Origin of the sequence: Sphingobacterium alkalisoli (assembly GCF_005049105.1) — a bacterium.
Classification (GTDB): domain Bacteria; phylum Bacteroidota; class Bacteroidia; order Sphingobacteriales; family Sphingobacteriaceae; genus Sphingobacterium; species Sphingobacterium alkalisoli.
Map to the genome: position 1 here is coordinate 76,926 of NZ_SUKA01000001.1, position 16,656 is coordinate 93,581.

21 protein-coding genes are annotated in these 16,656 nt (G+C 38.2%); 9 read left to right on the plus strand and 12 right to left on the minus strand.

Annotation, left to right across the window (positions count from 1 at the left end):
* Nucleotides 1-7: 7 nt before the first annotated feature.
* On the minus strand, nucleotides 8-1,639 hold the full coding sequence (locus FAZ19_RS00320) for a PspC domain-containing protein (protein ID WP_136818611.1): 1,632 nt from the start codon (nucleotides 1,637-1,639) through the stop codon (nucleotides 8-10).
* A 38-nt stretch (nucleotides 1,640-1,677) separates the two neighbouring features.
* Nucleotides 1,678-2,010: a PadR family transcriptional regulator gene (locus FAZ19_RS00325; protein ID WP_136818612.1), complete on the minus strand. Its 333-nt coding sequence runs from the start codon at nucleotides 2,008-2,010 to the stop codon at nucleotides 1,678-1,680.
* A gap of 202 nt (nucleotides 2,011-2,212) precedes the next feature.
* Here FAZ19_RS00325 and FAZ19_RS00330 point away from each other — a divergent pair, with 202 nt between their 5' ends.
* On the plus strand, nucleotides 2,213-2,590 hold the full coding sequence (locus FAZ19_RS00330) for a VanZ family protein (protein WP_136818613.1): 378 nt from the start codon (nucleotides 2,213-2,215) through the stop codon (nucleotides 2,588-2,590).
* A 120-nt stretch (nucleotides 2,591-2,710) separates the two neighbouring features.
* On the opposite strand, the gene FAZ19_RS00335 is transcribed toward FAZ19_RS00330, so the two are convergent.
* The gene (locus FAZ19_RS00335) at nucleotides 2,711-3,400 is read right to left on the minus strand and encodes a ComF family protein (protein WP_136818614.1); all 690 of its coding nucleotides are present in this window, start codon (nucleotides 3,398-3,400) and stop codon (nucleotides 2,711-2,713) included.
* 127 nt (nucleotides 3,401-3,527) lie between these two features.
* Nucleotides 3,528-4,583 (minus strand): 23S rRNA (adenine(2503)-C(2))-methyltransferase RlmN, encoded by a 1,056-nt coding sequence (gene rlmN, locus FAZ19_RS00340; RefSeq protein ID WP_136818615.1) that lies wholly within the window; start codon nucleotides 4,581-4,583, stop codon nucleotides 3,528-3,530.
* A gap of 119 nt (nucleotides 4,584-4,702) precedes the next feature.
* Here rlmN and FAZ19_RS00345 point away from each other — a divergent pair, with 119 nt between their 5' ends.
* Nucleotides 4,703-5,527, plus strand: coding sequence for an N-acetylmuramoyl-L-alanine amidase (locus FAZ19_RS00345; protein WP_136818616.1), 825 nt, complete (start codon nucleotides 4,703-4,705; stop codon nucleotides 5,525-5,527).
* Nucleotides 5,528-5,618: 91 nt separating this feature from the next.
* Here FAZ19_RS00345 and bshC read toward each other — a convergent pair whose 3' ends face one another.
* The 7 genes from bshC to rpmB all read right to left on the minus strand — a co-directional run bounded on the left by bshC (nucleotide 5,619) and on the right by rpmB (nucleotide 11,569).
* Nucleotides 5,619-7,208: a bacillithiol biosynthesis cysteine-adding enzyme BshC gene (bshC, locus tag FAZ19_RS00350; RefSeq protein WP_136818617.1), complete on the minus strand. Its 1,590-nt coding sequence runs from the start codon at nucleotides 7,206-7,208 to the stop codon at nucleotides 5,619-5,621.
* A 126-nt stretch (nucleotides 7,209-7,334) separates the two neighbouring features.
* Nucleotides 7,335-8,009 (minus strand): hypothetical protein, encoded by a 675-nt coding sequence (locus FAZ19_RS00355; protein ID WP_136818618.1) that lies wholly within the window; start codon nucleotides 8,007-8,009, stop codon nucleotides 7,335-7,337.
* 150 nt (nucleotides 8,010-8,159) lie between these two features.
* Nucleotides 8,160-9,494 carry a 30S ribosomal protein S12 methylthiotransferase RimO gene (gene rimO / locus FAZ19_RS00360; RefSeq protein WP_136818619.1) on the minus strand — a complete coding sequence of 445 codons (1,335 nt, stop codon included), beginning with the start codon at nucleotides 9,492-9,494 and terminating at the stop codon, nucleotides 8,160-8,162.
* A gap of 143 nt (nucleotides 9,495-9,637) precedes the next feature.
* Nucleotides 9,638-10,600: a signal recognition particle-docking protein FtsY gene (gene ftsY, locus FAZ19_RS00365; RefSeq protein ID WP_136818620.1), complete on the minus strand. Its 963-nt coding sequence runs from the start codon at nucleotides 10,598-10,600 to the stop codon at nucleotides 9,638-9,640.
* 274 nt (nucleotides 10,601-10,874) lie between these two features.
* Nucleotides 10,875-11,036 (minus strand): DUF4295 domain-containing protein, encoded by a 162-nt coding sequence (locus FAZ19_RS00370; RefSeq protein ID WP_136818621.1) that lies wholly within the window; start codon nucleotides 11,034-11,036, stop codon nucleotides 10,875-10,877.
* A 47-nt stretch (nucleotides 11,037-11,083) separates the two neighbouring features.
* Nucleotides 11,084-11,266, minus strand: a complete 183-nt coding sequence (gene rpmG / locus FAZ19_RS00375) for a 50S ribosomal protein L33 (RefSeq protein WP_002998409.1) — start codon at nucleotides 11,264-11,266, stop codon at nucleotides 11,084-11,086.
* 69 nt (nucleotides 11,267-11,335) lie between these two features.
* Entirely contained in the window at nucleotides 11,336-11,569 is a 234-nt protein-coding gene (gene rpmB, locus FAZ19_RS00380) for a 50S ribosomal protein L28 (protein WP_136818622.1), read from the minus strand.
* Between the two features lie 214 nt (nucleotides 11,570-11,783).
* Here rpmB and FAZ19_RS00385 point away from each other — a divergent pair, with 214 nt between their 5' ends.
* From FAZ19_RS00385 to FAZ19_RS00395, 3 genes are all read left to right on the plus strand, one after another.
* Complete coding sequence (locus FAZ19_RS00385; protein ID WP_136818623.1) at nucleotides 11,784-12,002, plus strand: signal peptidase; 219 nt, start codon at nucleotides 11,784-11,786, stop codon at nucleotides 12,000-12,002.
* A gap of 7 nt (nucleotides 12,003-12,009) precedes the next feature.
* Nucleotides 12,010-12,732 (plus strand): DNA repair protein RecO, encoded by a 723-nt coding sequence (gene recO, locus FAZ19_RS00390; protein WP_136818624.1) that lies wholly within the window; start codon nucleotides 12,010-12,012, stop codon nucleotides 12,730-12,732.
* A gap of 138 nt (nucleotides 12,733-12,870) precedes the next feature.
* Nucleotides 12,871-13,362 carry a DUF805 domain-containing protein gene (locus FAZ19_RS00395; protein ID WP_136818625.1) on the plus strand — a complete coding sequence of 164 codons (492 nt, stop codon included), beginning with the start codon at nucleotides 12,871-12,873 and terminating at the stop codon, nucleotides 13,360-13,362.
* 79 nt (nucleotides 13,363-13,441) lie between these two features.
* Here the strand turns inward: FAZ19_RS00395 and FAZ19_RS00400 are convergent, their stop codons facing one another.
* Entirely contained in the window at nucleotides 13,442-13,633 is a 192-nt protein-coding gene (locus tag FAZ19_RS00400; RefSeq protein WP_136818626.1) for a cold-shock protein, read from the minus strand.
* 162 nt (nucleotides 13,634-13,795) lie between these two features.
* Between FAZ19_RS00400 and FAZ19_RS00405 the strand changes: the two genes are divergently transcribed.
* From FAZ19_RS00405 to FAZ19_RS00420, 4 genes are all read left to right on the plus strand, one after another.
* Nucleotides 13,796-14,515 (plus strand): SIMPL domain-containing protein, encoded by a 720-nt coding sequence (locus tag FAZ19_RS00405; RefSeq protein WP_136818627.1) that lies wholly within the window; start codon nucleotides 13,796-13,798, stop codon nucleotides 14,513-14,515.
* 135 nt (nucleotides 14,516-14,650) lie between these two features.
* On the plus strand, nucleotides 14,651-15,019 hold the full coding sequence (locus FAZ19_RS00410) for a hypothetical protein (RefSeq protein ID WP_136818628.1): 369 nt from the start codon (nucleotides 14,651-14,653) through the stop codon (nucleotides 15,017-15,019).
* Nucleotides 15,019-15,714, plus strand: coding sequence for a pseudouridine synthase (locus tag FAZ19_RS00415; protein WP_136818629.1), 696 nt, complete (start codon nucleotides 15,019-15,021; stop codon nucleotides 15,712-15,714). Before FAZ19_RS00410 ends, FAZ19_RS00415 begins: the two co-directional genes overlap by 1 nt.
* Nucleotides 15,711-16,544, plus strand: coding sequence for a DUF6929 family protein (locus FAZ19_RS00420; RefSeq protein WP_136818630.1), 834 nt, complete (start codon nucleotides 15,711-15,713; stop codon nucleotides 16,542-16,544). Before FAZ19_RS00415 ends, FAZ19_RS00420 begins: the two co-directional genes overlap by 4 nt.
* Nucleotides 16,545-16,656: the final 112 nt, after the last annotated feature.

Consider the following 16,656-nt stretch of genomic DNA (forward strand, 5'->3'; position numbering starts at 1 on the left):
ACGTGATTTATTCTGATTGAGTTGCATCCTTTTCTTCATTTTCTTCTTCGTCCAATTTTTCTGGTATTGCACAGGTCAAACCGGATTTTGTCATAATCCACTCGGTTTGTTTCGTTTTCGATTCATCGGTATAATTATCATAGCAATTGTCGTAGGCAATCTCTCTAATTTTATTTTGCAAAGACTCCATTATTTCTACTTTGGCGCCTACCGGTAGGTACACCACCACATTTACACGTTGATCCCGGTAAACATCATCAGCCCCTAATGCAAAATGGCTATTAAAGATTACTTTATTGTCCACCTGTTCGGCTTGATAGTTTATTTTCGAAGCACGTTCAGCTGCCAGTTGGTATGATTTGCCTTTTGCTTTGTAATGATATTGGATAAAGGGCTTTTCCAATGAATCTAATGATTCAAAACGAATTTCAATATCCGAACGCAACAGGTTATGCAAACTTTCTCCGTCGACCTGAATATCGTATTTTGTTTTACCATCTGCTGAGGACGATGCTTCGATTACACGTACATCTTTCTCTGAAAACGAGTACACGCTCTGCGTCTTAAGGGTTCTATCTACTTTGATGATACTATCTTCCCTAAAATCTTGTGCCCCTATCACACAATAGAAAATTACCACGATAATAGAAACAATCCAGGTCGCCCACATACCCAGTGAAAGGTAATTATTCAGGGGCTTGATCTTAAATAAGATCCGAAGGAAAATATAAAATAACGCAATAAAAGGCAGGGCAACGGCGAGAGTACCTGCTAGCAAAGCGAAAAATGCCTGTCCCGGTTGCAGTATTTCCAATGGAGGAAATTTGATTTCTTCCTGATAGCCCATGATCGCTAATGTACAGGCGACACAGAAGAAAAACAAACCAAAAACAACAGATCCGGTGACCACGAGCATACAAGCAGCTAATGCCTTTCCGATGAATTTGAAAATCTCTCCGAAACCAGTACCAACAGTACGTAGTCCTCTGCTAAAATGGGCGTTGGCGCCAGAAAGGTTTTCACGGATACCTTCCATTTCCTCCTCAAAGCTCTTTTTGAAGTTTTGCAAATTGGGTGCTTCACCTCGCATTGCCATCCTATCCGTACGAGTGGAAGCGACCGGCATCACCGCCCACAACACAATGTAAAGAAGTACACCTGATCCTCCAATCAAAACGAACAGAATAAAGAATGCACGCATCCATTTGGGCTGAACACCAAAATAGTGCCCTAGCCCACTACAAACACCACCGATCGTTGTGTCTTCTGGATCACGCATTAATTTCTTCCCAGTTGGGAAAGATTTATGGTCTTCCTCGCCTGACGGTTCTTGCTGATGAAAAGATTGTTGTCCCTTCTCTTCTTCTTCAGAAGCCTCTTCGAAATCACTCACCCGACCCATCTGTGCAATGACTTCCGAAACATCGTCTTTATTGATCACTTCTTTTCTTCCTGTCTGAATACGCTCACTAAACATTTCAGCGATTCGGTTTTCAATGTCAAGCAATATCTCTCCACTATCTGCAGATTGACTAAAATGTCGCTTAATATCGATCATATAGCCACGTAATGTCTCATAGGCATCTTCTTCAATATGAAAAACAATGCTGTTGATATTTATGATGATGGTCTTATTCATGATTTTTACTGTTATAGTTGGGTTGTTTATGTTTGTTGTTATTTTCGTCCAAATAATGATGTCTCTACGGCGTAAACCAGTTCCTTCCACGTAATATCAAGCTTTTGCAATACTTCGGTACCTTCACTGGTGATTTGATAGTACTTCCGAGGAGGACCGGAAGTCGATTCCTTCCAGCTATAACTCAAAAGTCCATTATTCTTAAGACGAGTTAATAGTGGATAAAGCGTTCCTTCCACTACCAGAAGCTCTGCCTTTTTAAGCTCGCCTATAATATCCGAAGCGTATATTTCACCCTTAGAAATAATGGAAAGAATACAGTATTCAAGTATCCCCTTTCGCATTTGGGTTTGTGTATTTTCTGCTATCATAATAATACAAAGATATATTCTTTATATAGTACTTTGCAATGCCTAGTACTATATTTTTTAACAAAACACAATTAATGTACTGAATATCAGATAAATAATTTTAAAACAGCAATATACTATAGGAGTAATATCAAATGATTTTTATGCTTTTACGCAGAATTACTTTCTCTAATTCAAAGATTAATACGACATTTAGGCCGACATGAGATATATTGTAAATTACGTTTGGGCTATATTTTGGGCGCTTATTATGTTTGTGCTTATGATAATGCCTTCCAATGAGGTAGGAATACCTCTTTTCGAAGGTTTCGACAAACTGGCACATTGTGGCACATTCTTCGTTTTGACTGTATTGCTATACTGGGGATCTATCATTAAATCTAAAAGGCGAGCGTCCAAATGGATAACTATTTTTAAAGTGCTGATAGCTACTGTGATATTTGCTTTCATAACCGAAGGTGCTCAACTGTACTTTTCACCAACACGTATGTCTGATTGGTGGGACATATTTGCGGATGTGGTGGGTATAGGTATGGGAACTTTTGCATATATTTTATACTATCAAAAAAAAGATTTCTAATGCAAAAAAAACACTTAATTTGGCTGATTATAGCCTTGCTGACCACAACAGGCTTACAGTCCTGTAGTATTTTTAAAAAAGACTGTGATTGCCCTTCACCGATTGGAAAACGAAGATAGGCTACGCTCTTGCTATGGTTGCTACGCTTACTTTTGCTCCCGCATCGATCAAGACATTTCCTAGGGATGAAATGGTAGCTCCAGTAGTCAACACATCATCGACAATCAAGATGTGTTTATCTTTTATCGCCCCACTGTCTTTGATGTGGAATATGTTCTCTACATTGTCGTACCGATCTGATCGACTCTTTTTCGTCTGGCTTACCGTAGCCTTTAACCGACGCAACAATGTGTCTGTCCATTCTTTTTCTAGCCCCTCCGCAAGGCCCTTTGCAAAATAGCTAGACTGATTGTATCCTCTTGTCCGTAATTTCGAACGATGCAACGGAACTGGTAAGATTAGATCGATCTGTTCTATATCGGAAACCCCTACCAATTTTCGCGCATACATTTTACCCAGATAATAGCCTACCGCCGGCTGATTTCCGTATTTTAAATTATGGATGATCTTTTCTACACGGGAGAACTTAGACAGATATAACATGGATACGGCAAATTGAAAGTCTAATTTGCCCCACAACTGGCGCGCTGTCGCACTCTCTGGATCTAAATGAAAATCAGTAAAAGGAAGGTGATATAAGCATTCTGTACATAGCAATTCTTCATGAGACAAGAGGGGTGTCTCACATCCTACGCATATACTTGGAAAGAGTAAGTGTACTAGATCCTTAAAATATTGACGAACTACCACATCTTTAGTCGGTTGGTTGATTAAAGATAGTAAAAATAAAGTAAGTATGCTGTCGTTTCTTTTTTCTGAAAGTAACTGTCACCAATCGCCATCAGGAATGTTCATGACTATTGGTGATTCAATGGAATCATGAAAGTTCTTCCTTTATCGCCAATTGACCACATGCCGCATCAATATCCTTTCCGCGACTGCGGCGCACATTGGTAATAATACCTTGACTCCGCAAATAAGCAGCAAACTGATCGATTTTATCTGCTTCTGCATTGACAAAATCAGCAAGTGCGATGGGATTGTACTCGATAATATTGACTTTGCAAGGCACATGTTTACAAAAACGGGCTAGTTCCTTCGCATCCTGCAGCTCATCATTGAAATTGTGAAATACAATATATTCGAACGTAACCGGGTTTTTGGTTTTAGCGTAATAATATTTAAGGGCTTCGGCTAGAGATTGAAGCGTATTCTGCTCATTGATAGGCATAATTTCATTACGCTTTTCATCATTTGCAGCATGTAATGAAAGTGCCAGATTAAACCTCGCTTCATCATCCCCTAACTTTTTAATCATTTTGGCGATACCCGCAGTGGAAACTGTAATACGTTTCGCTGCCATATTCAACCCGTCTGCCGCTGTAATGCGTTCAACGGACTTCATCATATTTGAATAGTTCAATAGTGGCTCCCCCATTCCCATGTAAACGATATTGGTAAGAGGCAGGCTATATTTCTCTTCAGCTTGCTTACTGATCAGAACAACCTGATCATAAATTTCATCTGCATTTAGATTACGCTTGCGGTCCATATACCCTGTAGCACAAAATTTACACGTAAGACTACAGCCCACTTGCGAACTCACACATGCTGTCATACGCTCTGGCGTTGGGATTAATACGCCCTCGATGATGTTGCCGTCATAAAGTGAAAAACTACTTTTTATGGTCCTATCTGAACTGATCTGCGATTCTTTAACCCTAACAAAATTAATTGCAAAACCAGTCTTTAATTTTTCCCGAAGTGGTTTACTCAAATTACTCATTTGATCAAAATCAGTTGCTGATTTTTGCCAGATCCACTCATAAATCTGTTTTGCACGGAAAGCCTGCTCACCCATTTCGGTAAGTTTCTCTTTCAATTGATCCAATGAAAGACTTCTGATATCCACTAACTTAGTTTCTTCTGCCACACGACAAAGATACAGCAAATTTTATTAGTAGTCCTACTATCTCCCAACACCTCAATATAGATTACACAAATATTATATTAAAGACCAAGAATATGCCTGAGACTCAATATATTTGCGTTATGAAAGCACATACCATTCTGTCAACTATAATAGTACTATTTGTCTTCTCTTCATGTGGAGGGGGAAAATATGCCGCCACCGAAAAAATATATAAAAAGAAGGCAAAGCAGTTCGCTGAAGTGTATAAAGAAAGTCCTGTATTAGGGCAACTGGAGAAAATTAATTCCACTGATAAAGAATGGATCGCATCTATTAATTTTGGTTTACGCAAACCCAATTATGTAATGATACACCACACTGCTCAAGATTCATTGGAGCAAACGGTAAAAACGTTCCATAGTGAGCGAGCGGGTGTAAGTTCGCATTATGTTATCGGAAGAGATGGAAAAATTGTGCAGATGGTCAACGATTATTATCGTGGGCACCATGCCGGGCTGGGAAAATGGGGTAATGATACCGACTTGAATTCCTCCTCAATCGGTATAGAACTGGACAATAATGGAATATCCGATCCCTGGCCTGAAATCCAGATCGACGCTTTGGTTCAGTTGTTGACCTATTTAAAAGATGCGCACAAGATTCCCCAGGCTAATTTTATAGGCCATATGGATTATGCTCCTACAAGAAAAAATGACCCATCACGTTTCCCCTGGAAAATTTTGGCCGAAAAAGGTTTTGGTTTTTGGTACGATGAGTACTTGGAAGCTCCTCCCCTCGGTTTCGATCCCCGATTAGCGCTACGAATTATTGGTTATGATGTTAAAAATCTGGATGCTGCCATTAAAGCATTCAAAATACATTATATCCAAAAAGACACCACAACAGCTAGCCTCAACGAGGAAGACCTAAAGATCTTGTATTCCATTTTCAAGAAGTTCTTGTAGTGTATAAAAATCCATATGCCGCCTTTTGGAGGTTTAACCGGACGGAGTGCTCTTACATGCATAATGGCTAATGCCTAAAGAAGTATTCTATTTAATACAGAATTGTAAACTTAAAGTCTAAGGGGTGAAAATGTTTCACTAACTCTTTGACCAGATCATCTCCATACTTAATATACAATGTTGCAAAATTCTCTGTACGTTCTTGTAGTCCTCCGCCGGGAAATAATTGCTCTTTTACCCTTTCAATATGGATTAAGGCTTCTTCGTGGTTTCTCTTGTCGGCTTTCAGAAGCTTTTTCTCTAAATTATTCATCGCCTTTTTGAGACGGGCCTTTACGGCCTCTGCACTAGGACCCAGACTGGGATCAATTTTGTGGGTACGAAGCTTGATTTTCCCAAATATCGCGTTGATCTCCATCCACTCATCCTTTAAATTAAGACGGTAGGTAGTATGCCGTTTGACATAATCATTCTGCAGGGTGAGAGCTGATTTAAAAATACTTTTAAACGTGAGGTCCAATCTAAAAATTTTACCGGCAACTTTATCGTCCGTGATCATGGCCGAGTTACGTGGTATCAGAATCGGAAAAGGAACGCCAAACTGATCGAAATTAGCTTTCAGTTGAAGCCAATAAACAATTTCAGCGCCGCCACCGATATAGGCCAGATTAGGCAGAATTATCTCTTCATATAGAGGTCGCATAACTACATTGGGGCTAAAACGCTCGGGATGAGATTGAATTTCGGTTATTATTTCCGCTTCAGTAAAGTATATATCCTGATTTAAAACTTCGAACCTACCATCCGGATTTTTGACAATCCGTTCCCGGAAATCGTCGGTTAGATAAAAAAAATTACATTCTCTGGCGTGTACTTGTGCTTGAAAACCTTTCTGTTCTAGCTGCTGAGACGTATCGCTAATGGCACGGAAGCTTTTTTCATGTAAGATATCATCCTGAATAATATGGGCAAAGAGCTTTTTTAGCTCCGGTTTATCGGCATCAACAATGACCAGACCATACTCCCTAAATAGCGCATTTACGAAAACACGAGTTGCATCTGCTAAAGACCGGTCTCTGCAGTAAGCTTCTTCCACTATCGCGGTGAGCTTCGCGGAATTATCCGATAGACCCAACATCGAACAGTATTGACGTACCACGCGCTCCATACTGCCTGTATCCATTCTTCCAGTACCCGACACACGTGGAACATCCCAGACTATCTTCTTGCCATAGACACGTGTGTTGTTAATCTCCTCAAAATCATGATCCTCTGTTGCCATCCAATAAATGGGCACGAATTCTTTATCTGGAAAGTCTTTTTTTAAATCGGATGCCAGACGAATCGCAGTAACGATCTTGAAAATAAAATACAAAGGCCCGGTAAAGATATTTAATTGATGCCCTGTTGTAACGGTAAAGGTATTGTCACTCTTTAACAACTCAATATTGGCCGCCACCTCGGGCGAGCCCGATAATAGATCACCATACTGTAGTTGTAACTGTTGGACTAATACAGCCCGATGTTCAAAAGAAGACTTTAACTCGATTTGTCGTTGGAAACCCGCAGTGTCAGGAGAATTGCCATAAAAACTGGCAAGATTTTCATCTGTTGCCAAATAAGCTAATAATGTTTTCGAAAAATTGCTGGTGTCTTTATAGTCGATATATGTTGCTTTCATCTACCTTTTTAAAATCTTGCACAAATGTATACTCTTTCGGTATACAAATTACAGTTTTTTCCAAAAAGGTAGGTTTACAGAACGAATTATATCATTTATTTGACAATTGTGAATGATGCCGGTCCTTTACTTTGTAGTCTGGGCGATGGTATTAAACGTATAGCCTACTCCCGAACGTGAGATATTTACCGTAAACTTCTTATTCACGTCGATTTCAAACATGTATTTATCCACTGCAGTACTCAAATCGCTGATACGATATAGTTGTAACTCTACCTTTTTCTCCTCGGAAGGAACATAAGTAAATTTGTTGACGTCAATATCACGGATCAACGAATCCCCCATTATATCGACTCGATATTCTGCCGGATTACCGTCGATAAGATTCCAGCGTATTGATGGCATAATAATAAATTGATTATCAGAACTATAAGGAGCATCTAAATGAAGCTGTACGCTATCGTTATTATATACCATTAAGGTGTAATAGTTGTGCTTATTTATTATAAGGCTATCCGTGTATTCGCCAATGGAAAACTTCCGAAGCCCAGCCTGAATATCTTCGTATAACCCTGTCTGACCTGATGGTCCGCCAATTTTTATTCCCTTACTCGATCCAAATAATCCATCAATATTTAATTGATCTGGCAACGTAGCTGTTTTATTAGATACATTGATAACCGAAAGAGACGCAATATCCTCAACGGGATCAATGATTAGCTCCGGCTCAACATGACTTGGGTTGCATGCCATAAATAGCGAACCCAACAGAAGGGTGAAGAAGGATAAATTTTTTGTCATATTGATCGTAATAAGATGGTTAAAATAATCTATAACAAACTTAGCGAACTTTCTGGCTTTTTCAAATGTTTTATTTTAAATAATCAAAAGCAGATCAGCTACGATTTTCATGTTCCGACCAAGCAACAACACGGTTGCACCGTCACATGATTACCGCACAACAGTACCATACAAATCAAAGTCTTCAGCCCGATGAATATTTACCTGCACGAAATCACCGATACGGGCGTAAGTTTCCTTCGTTTCGATAAGTACCTCGTTATCAACTTCGGGAGAGTCGTATTCGGTACGCCCCACAAAATAATCTCCGTCTACTTTATCGATTAAGACCTTGAAGGTCTTCCCTATTTTTTCTTGGTTGATGTCGTATGAAATACCCTGCTGTACATCCATGATAGCTTCTACACGTTGTTGCTTTACTTCTTCCGGAATATCATCCATCAATGTATGTGCATGCGTTTTTTCTTCGTGCGAATACGTAAAACATCCCAAACGGTCGAACCTCGTTTCTTCCACCCACTCCAACATTTCTTGGAAATCTTGCTCGGTCTCCCCTGGATAACCACAAATCAGTGTCGTACGTAGCGCTATGTTTGGAACTTTATCCCGAATTTTATCAACAAGATCTATCTGCTTTTGCTTACTTGTACCGCGACGCATCGAACTTAACATCTTATCACTGATGTGTTGTAAGGGCATGTCCAAGTAATTACAAATATTACTTCTTTCGTTCATGGCATCCAATATATCCATCGGAAAACCAGAAGGATATGCATATTGCAAACGAATCCATTCGATTCCATCTACATCAGAAAGTTGTCGCATTAAATCCGAAAGATTACGTTTCCCATAAATATCTAACCCATAATAGGTTAAATCTTGTGCAATCAAGATAAGTTCTTTGGTACCATTTGAAGCCAAGAATTTCGCTTCTTTTACTAAATCATCGATTGATTTAGAAACGTGTTTTCCCCGCATAATCGGAATAGCACAAAAGGAGCAGGGACGATTACATCCTTCCGCAATTTTGAAATACGAAAAATGAGACGGTGTCGTTAATAAACGTTCGCCCAATAGTTCATGCCGATAGTCTGCACCTATAGAGGAAAGTAGATCAGGCAGATCGTTCGTTCCGAAATAGGCATCTACATTTGGAATTTCGGACTGTAATTCAGGTTTATATCGCTCAGATAAACATCCGGTTACAATTACTTTGTTTATTTTACCCTGATCTTTGAGTTCTGAATATTGCAGAATCGTATCGATCGATTCCTGTTTTGCATTATCGATAAATCCGCAAGTATTAATTACAACAATGTCATTGGCCTGAATGTTCGTCGATTCATGAACGACTTCGATTTGATTACCCTTTAATTGTCCCATCAATACCTCACTATCGTGTATATTTTTCGAACATCCTAATGTAACGACATTCACACGAGGTTTACTCACTGGTGGGGTAACCTTTGCATATTTTGTTCTCATATTGTTTTAGTATTGCGTAGTCAGATATGCCCCCTGTCTGCAGTAGGCAGGTATCGAGAAGATATACTCACTACCAAAAAAACGAAAAGTCTTTCTCTAAAATCACGGAAAGAGCTTCCTTATCTAAAAAAGCTTTTGATATATTACTTAAATAGTGAATCCACGAAATCCTTCTTATTAAATAACTGTAAATCGCCAATTTTTTCACCCACTCCAATATATTTTACCGGAATCTTGAATTGATCGGAAATACCAATTACCACACCGCCTTTCGCAGTACCGTCTAGTTTCGTCAGCGCCAGAGCATTAACGTCAGTAGCTTGTGTAAACTGTGTACACTGTTCTATTGCATTCTGACCGGTAGATGCATCCAAAACCAACAAAATTTCATGTGGCGCACCTGGCACAACTTTCTGCATTACGGTCTTGATTTTACCAAGCTCATTCATTAAACCCACCTTATTGTGCAAACGACCTGCTGTATCAATAATAGCTACGTCGTCACCATTAGCAACGGCGGACTGTACCGTGTCGAATGCCACAGAAGCCGGGTCCGAACCCATGGCTTGAGCCACAACCCGTACACCTACCCGTTCGCCCCAAAGTTGAATTTGATCTACCGCAGCTGCTCTAAATGTATCTGCTGCCCCTAAAACGACACTATTTCCTGCTAATTTGAGCTGATGTGCCAACTTACCTATCGTAGTCGTTTTGCCGACCCCATTAACACCTACCACCATAATAACATAGGGTTTGTGATTTCCATATTCGAAATTTTCAAAATCCGCACTGTTATTTTCTGCCAACAGGTCTTGGATTTCCTCTTTAAGAAGTCCATTCAACTCATCGGTACTTACATATTTGTTACGGGCTACACGTTGTTGAATACGCTCTACGATTTTTAACGTAGTCGTAACTCCAACATCCGACGTGACTAATACCTCCTCAAGATTATCCAATACATCATCATCCACAGTCGATTTGCCAACAACTGCTTTTGTAATCTTGGACAGAAAGCCTTCCTTAGTCTTCTCCAAACCCCGATCTAAGGCCTCTTGCGCTTCAGGAGTCTCCTGTTTTTTCTTGAAAAAATCAAATAATCCCATGAATGTAAACTGTGTGAAGTAATGTTTTAATCTTCTTTCCCAAACTTAGATAAAATGCTTTAAATTCACAACTCCAGTAGAGCGCGCCCAAGCATGTCATTGGAACCAAGTGAAGGGAGTTCATCGATTCCCTCAAAAGATATCCGCCCGATCAAGAAACAAGCCGAAATGCAATAGACTTAAACACGCCATACTAAAAAAGCCCTTCTGGTGCAATACCAAAACGGCTTTTCGTGTTTCTAAAGAAAAACTTTAAAAAAGGAATATCTTCTGCTTATTTTGATCCTGCAGCAACAACATCTTTTACGTTGTCATTGTGTACCATACTTTCTTTAAAAGTATACGCTCCAGTTTTTGCAGATTTAGTAGTAATGATAACTTTAGTAAATTCTTTACCGCCACCTTTTTGTAACGATGCAACTGCCTTCTTTGCCATGGTATTATTTTTTTTAAATTAATGGTCCTGAACCATCAATAACGTGATTACTTAATTTCCTTGTGAACAGTAACTTTTCTCAAAACAGGGTTGAATTTTTTCAACTCTAAACGCTCTGTAGTATTCTTTTTATTTTTTGTTGTGATGTAACGTGACATCCCTGGAAGACCACTTTCTTTGTGCTCAGTACATTCTAAGATTACTTGTACTCTATTTCCTTTTTTAGCCATTGTTTTACTTTATTAAAATCCCGAGGGACTAATGTTCATGAATATTTTTAATTAACAGGCGATTAAAGACTAAACGTATCCTTTTTTGATAAATTTATTGATAACCGAAGTAATTCCGTTCTTGTTAATTGTTTTAATAGCAGATGTAGACACTTTTAAAGTTATCCAACGATCTTCTTCAGGAATATAAAAACGCTTAGTTTGCAAATTCGGATAGAATTTACGTTTAGTTTTAACGTTCGAATGAGATACGTTATTTCCTGTTAATGCCGTTTTGCCTGTTAGATCACAAATTCTTGACATGATATTTATTTTTAATGTTGTCTATTTACACAAATTATCCCTTTGCACTCTCTGCAAAGAGTTTGCAAATATCTAAATTTTATTTGTGAAATACAATAGTGAAACAAGAATTATTTGAAATAAATAATTCAATAATCGGCTCTTATCGCAAATGTATATCTTTTATAATATTATATTTGTCTGCAGAAGGCAAAATAGTTTTCAACAATTCACAATGAACAAATATCTATTCCGCGGCATTCTCCTTTTACTGACCGGCATTGCTGCTGTGTATGGTGGAAACATCCTTATGGAAAGCGAAAATAGCACTTACAAAATTAGTATGGTAATCGGTGTGATTCTATTCGGAATGGGATTTCTCCTAATCATTTATAGTTTTTTTCGCAAAATAGACCGCAAAACTATTTTAGACAGAAGGAGAGAAAAGCAATAAGAAAAATATGCTCCAGAAGACACGAGGAATTGTCCTCAAAGTCACTCATTATTCGGAAAACAGTGTCGTGGCTCAAATATTTACAGAAGACTTGGGGCTTCAATCGTATTTGATCAATGGTGCCAGAAAACCCAAAGCCAAAATCCACATCAATATTCTACAACCACTTCACCTCCTGGAGTTGGTGGTATATTATAAAGATAACAATACACTGCAGCGAATCAAAGAGGCGCAACAGTATCCTACACTGCAGCACATACCCTTAGATATTGTAAAAAGTTCATTAGCACTCTTTCTTAATGAAGTACTTTATAAAGTATTAAAACATCAACAACCCGATCCGCAACTATTTCATTTCATACATCAATCTATATTGTGGCTGGATGAAACAGAAAGTCCTTTGGCCAACTTCCATCTTAGTTTTTTAATGAAATTGAGCAAGTTTTTAGGTTTTCTGCCTACGGTAAACCAAGATCAAAAACCGTTCTTTGATCTAATTGACGGTGTGTTTACCGGATCGCTCCCGGCACACCAGCATATATTGCAGGAGCCACATACTACGATATTCCACAATATACTTACGGCCAGTTATGAAGTATCCCATCGCTTTCATATGAAGCATGAGGATAGGATCTACCTTCTGCAAAAAATAATAGACTTCTATCGTCTGCATACGGAAAATTTTGGAGAAGTGAATTCGTTATACATTTTAGAAGAAATATTTCATTAGGCTTCCCAACAGTTATCTCAATATTTGAGTTACTACTAAAAAAACACTGTTGTCCTACACGTACATCATACAGAAAGTATATTTGTCAATTCGGAATTGATTCTCGATATTTAATGTCAAATTAAATTTATAACAATTATGGAATGGTATCTAAAAGTCGTTCGCGACAATTACGCTAATTTTAACGGTCGTGCACGCCGTAAGGAATTTTGGATGTTCACCTTGTTCAATTTTATAATCAGCTCAATCCTCGCTATTATTGATCAGGTAATGGGGCTAACTTATGGTATAGAAAATCAAATCGGTATGGAAAATGGCATCTTACAATCCATCTACGGCCTGGCCGTCTTTATTCCTTCACTAGCGGTTGCAGTTCGAAGATTGCAGGATACGAGTAAGTCTGGATGGAATCTTTTGTGGGTATTTACTTGTATTGGTATATTTTACATATTGTATCTTTATATCGTAGAAGGCGACCACGGACAAAATAAATATGGGCCAGATCCCAAAGAAGACGAAAATCAAGACCCTTTTGCTGGACAACGTCAGGCATTTCAGGACCCCAATAATCCCTACAATACCAATCCGCCCACACCCAATAATCCTTTCGACGGCAATAGACCGATCTAAAAAGGCATTGATAAGCATAAAAAAGCCCGTATTCAGAACTTGAATACGGGCTTTTCACAATAAATATATGTAGAATCTATTAGATAACTTTTACATTTACCGCGTTAAGACCTTTGCGGCCTTGATCCACATCGTAAGAAACATTGTCGTTCTCACGAATTTTGTCAATTAATCCAGATACGTGAACGAAAATCTCGCTCTCTCCAGAATTTGGAATGATGAAACCGAAGCCTTTGGTTTCATTAAAGAATTTTACTACTCCTTCTTGCATTGTATTAAGGTATTATTTTCTCTAAAGATATTAATTTTTTTGAAAAGATGTATTTTTTTTGAAAACAACTTTAAACGCTCGTAGTTGTTCCGTGTCTATCCAATACATAAAAACGGTAGAGTTTTTGAAGTACTTTTACATATATTTAGAATCAAACATTTTATGAAAAAATTATTAGGTATCATTATGTTAACAGGCGCGATGGCATTAGCACAAGCACAAACAGGAAATGTAGAAAACAGTCGTAAGGTAGCGACCAAAGGCTTCTCCGAACGCGAAGTAACGCCAGACATCATTTATCTTTCCATTAATTTGAAAGAATTTTATATGGATGGAAATACCAAGAAAAAAGTTCTTATTGAAACACTAGAAAAGCAGTTGTACGATGCTGCGCTGGCAAATGGTGTAAAAAAAGAGGATTTTACCATTCAAAATGTATATAGTTATAACTATAATACGAAGAAAAAGGGAGCCGAACTATTGCAGGCGCGCCAATATCGTCTCAAAATATCTAATCTCAACAATTTAGACGCCATGTTGGATAAAGTAGATCCATTTGGAATTGAAAGCACATCTATTAGTGGATACGATCACTCCCAGAAAAAAGAAATTGAGAAGGAATTAAAAACAGAAGCGGTAAAAGATGCGCGTCGCAACGCAGAAATATTAGCAGAAGCAGATCAACAAGAAGTAGGAAAGGCTTTGGTCATCAATGACAACAGTAGTATGAATTTTAATGATCTCATTCCACAACCCCGTATGATGTCTTATGCAAAAGCCGCCAGCGACTCCGTAATGGAATCAAGTGGAAATGGCCTCAATATAGACATTCGCCCCATCAAATTGACCTGTTATATAGATGTGGTATTTGAGCTAAAATAATAAAAAGGTGCCGTGGAACTTCCTCAGAACAATCGTTTCAAAAAGTTCCCGTGGCTAAAATGCACATGGACAGAAAGTGTATTTTAACATAAAAAATAGTGCTTAGTTGAAAAAATTAAGCACTATTTTTGTTACATGTCTAAAACAAGAATATTTGCATTAATTATTATCGTCATCATGCTCGCAGCAATTGTGACCAATCCTAAGGAGGAAACGTTTTATTCTGCCGTAAAAGAAAAAGCGACGCTTTTAGTGGAGAAACAGCTCAATTACGAACACCGAGATGCATTAGATCTCGGCATGACCTTATTTGGGAATCGCATTGTTGACGAGTTTGTGGAGAATAATGTGAAGATAAAAAACTATTATCTGTTCTCTGTGGTAAGCCTCAAATGGCAGGGTGAAGAAACTCCAATAGGGGGCGGAGCTTTTAAAAAGATATGGTTTAGTTCAAAAATTGATGAAAAAGCAGAAGAGATCGTTGATATTCTCAAAACATTATAATGTTAGAAATACTCTACAAAGATGAAAATCTTATCGCCATCAATAAACCTCACGGTCTATTGGTACACCGATCTTCCATTGCAGCAGACACATCATTATTTGCACTGCAACTCCTCCGGGATCAAATCGGTAAAACAGTTTATCCCGCACATCGTCTCGACAGAAAGACCGGGGGTGTCCTATTATTTTCGTTAGATAAAGAAACTGACCAGCTGATTCAACCCCTATTTGCCAGTAAAGCGATTAAAAAAAGATACATATCAATATTAAGGGGCTTCTGTGTTGAAGAAGGTACAATAGACTATCCCTTGGCTAAAGAAAATGGTATTATTCAAGAAGCCGTAACACACTTCAAAAAGCTGGCGCAAGCGGAGATTGGTATTCCTTCCGGAAAGTTTCCAACTTCACGTTATTCGTTGGTAGAAGCTACTCCCGAAACCGGGCGAATGCATCAATTAAGACGACATTTTGCGCACATTCTCCATCCCATAATAGGTGACAGGCCACATGGATGCAACAAACAGAATAGGCTTTGGAAAGAACTATTTGAGATGGACACGATGATGTTACATGCGCAATCACTTGACTTTATTCACCCTCGCACACAAGAAAGTATACATATTAAAGCCGCTCTACAACCTGAGTTTCATCGTGTACTCAATATACTATCTATAGCTAATCCCCAACAAGCATGATCAACAATTTCTTAATCGAAATATTTTTAACCATTACTGGGGTAGGGGCAGTATCTGGTCTACATTATGAAAATAACACCCTTTTTTTGATATCAGACAACAGCAATTATCTGTATACGTATCGGATTCCCGAAAGCAAGCTCGACAGGTATTTACTCTATGAAGGAAAAGACAATAATGAACAAGTAAAAAAGTCTGAAAAACTTGATATGGAGTCCGTTTTTAAAAACAACAATGAATTCTATGTATTTGGCTCCGGATCGACAAAAAATAGAAATCATCTTTTTAGGTTTAATCCAGATAGACCCAGTGTAGTAAAACATCAAAAAATGGCTAAAAAACTCGATCAGATCAAGAAGTCAATAGCCATTGCAGATGAAGACTTTAATATTGAGGGTTCTTTTATCTATGAAGATTATTTCTATTTATTCAACAGAGGAAATGGTCCCGGTAACCGAAATGGGATAATCCTCGTAGATAAATGGTTTAAAAAACCTGCACAATTTTTTCCAGTTTCACTTCCTCATTACGAACAAGGCATAGCTGGTTTTACAGACGCTATACGGATAGACAACATCATTTATTTTTTAGCGGCGATTGAGGAAACAAAATCTACATACGAAGACGGGGAAAAGGGTGGGAGTCTATTTGGCAAAATGAATTTAGCAACAAGAGAGATTCTCGAATTAAAAATGATTTCTAAAACGCATAAGTTTGAGGGGATCACCTTGATGGAAACAAGCGACAATGATTTGGTTTTTTTGCTTTGTGAAGATCCGGACGACGATAGCCTTGAAACGACTATCTACAAACTTACCATAAGAAGGTAATCGATTGCGCAATTTTACTGATCTCATAAAAAGATCCTCTTTATTGTTGTTTAAATAACTATTTTTGTAAAAAACATTACTTATATAAATAGAACATCAACTTGTTTCCTTG

What these genes read in the sequence shown, in the direction of transcription:
- FAZ19_RS00320 (WP_136818611.1), bottom strand. Translation starts at nt 1,639, where the DNA reads ATGAATAAGACCATCATCATAAATATCAACAGCATTGTTTTTCATATT.
- FAZ19_RS00325 (WP_136818612.1), bottom strand. Translation starts at nt 2,010, where the DNA reads ATGATAGCAGAAAATACACAAACCCAAATGCGAAAGGGGATACTTGAA.
- FAZ19_RS00330 (WP_136818613.1), top strand. Translation starts at nt 2,213, where the DNA reads ATGAGATATATTGTAAATTACGTTTGGGCTATATTTTGGGCGCTTATT.
- FAZ19_RS00345 (WP_136818616.1), top strand. Translation starts at nt 4,703, where the DNA reads ATGAAAGCACATACCATTCTGTCAACTATAATAGTACTATTTGTCTTC.
- bshC (WP_136818617.1), bottom strand. Translation starts at nt 7,208, where the DNA reads ATGAAAGCAACATATATCGACTATAAAGACACCAGCAATTTTTCGAAA.
- FAZ19_RS00355 (WP_136818618.1), bottom strand. Translation starts at nt 8,009, where the DNA reads ATGACAAAAAATTTATCCTTCTTCACCCTTCTGTTGGGTTCGCTATTT.
- rimO (WP_136818619.1), bottom strand. Translation starts at nt 9,494, where the DNA reads ATGAGAACAAAATATGCAAAGGTTACCCCACCAGTGAGTAAACCTCGT.
- ftsY (WP_136818620.1), bottom strand. Translation starts at nt 10,600, where the DNA reads ATGGGATTATTTGATTTTTTCAAGAAAAAACAGGAGACTCCTGAAGCG.
- FAZ19_RS00370 (WP_136818621.1), bottom strand. Translation starts at nt 11,036, where the DNA reads ATGGCAAAGAAGGCAGTTGCATCGTTACAAAAAGGTGGCGGTAAAGAA.
- rpmG (WP_002998409.1), bottom strand. Translation starts at nt 11,266, where the DNA reads ATGGCTAAAAAAGGAAATAGAGTACAAGTAATCTTAGAATGTACTGAG.
- rpmB (WP_136818622.1), bottom strand. Translation starts at nt 11,569, where the DNA reads ATGTCAAGAATTTGTGATCTAACAGGCAAAACGGCATTAACAGGAAAT.
- FAZ19_RS00385 (WP_136818623.1), top strand. Translation starts at nt 11,784, where the DNA reads ATGAACAAATATCTATTCCGCGGCATTCTCCTTTTACTGACCGGCATT.
- recO (WP_136818624.1), top strand. Translation starts at nt 12,010, where the DNA reads ATGCTCCAGAAGACACGAGGAATTGTCCTCAAAGTCACTCATTATTCG.
- FAZ19_RS00395 (WP_136818625.1), top strand. Translation starts at nt 12,871, where the DNA reads ATGGAATGGTATCTAAAAGTCGTTCGCGACAATTACGCTAATTTTAAC.
- FAZ19_RS00400 (WP_136818626.1), bottom strand. Translation starts at nt 13,633, where the DNA reads ATGCAAGAAGGAGTAGTAAAATTCTTTAATGAAACCAAAGGCTTCGGT.
- FAZ19_RS00405 (WP_136818627.1), top strand. Translation starts at nt 13,796, where the DNA reads ATGAAAAAATTATTAGGTATCATTATGTTAACAGGCGCGATGGCATTA.
- FAZ19_RS00410 (WP_136818628.1), top strand. Translation starts at nt 14,651, where the DNA reads ATGTCTAAAACAAGAATATTTGCATTAATTATTATCGTCATCATGCTC.
- FAZ19_RS00415 (WP_136818629.1), top strand. Translation starts at nt 15,019, where the DNA reads ATGTTAGAAATACTCTACAAAGATGAAAATCTTATCGCCATCAATAAA.
- FAZ19_RS00420 (WP_136818630.1), top strand. Translation starts at nt 15,711, where the DNA reads ATGATCAACAATTTCTTAATCGAAATATTTTTAACCATTACTGGGGTA.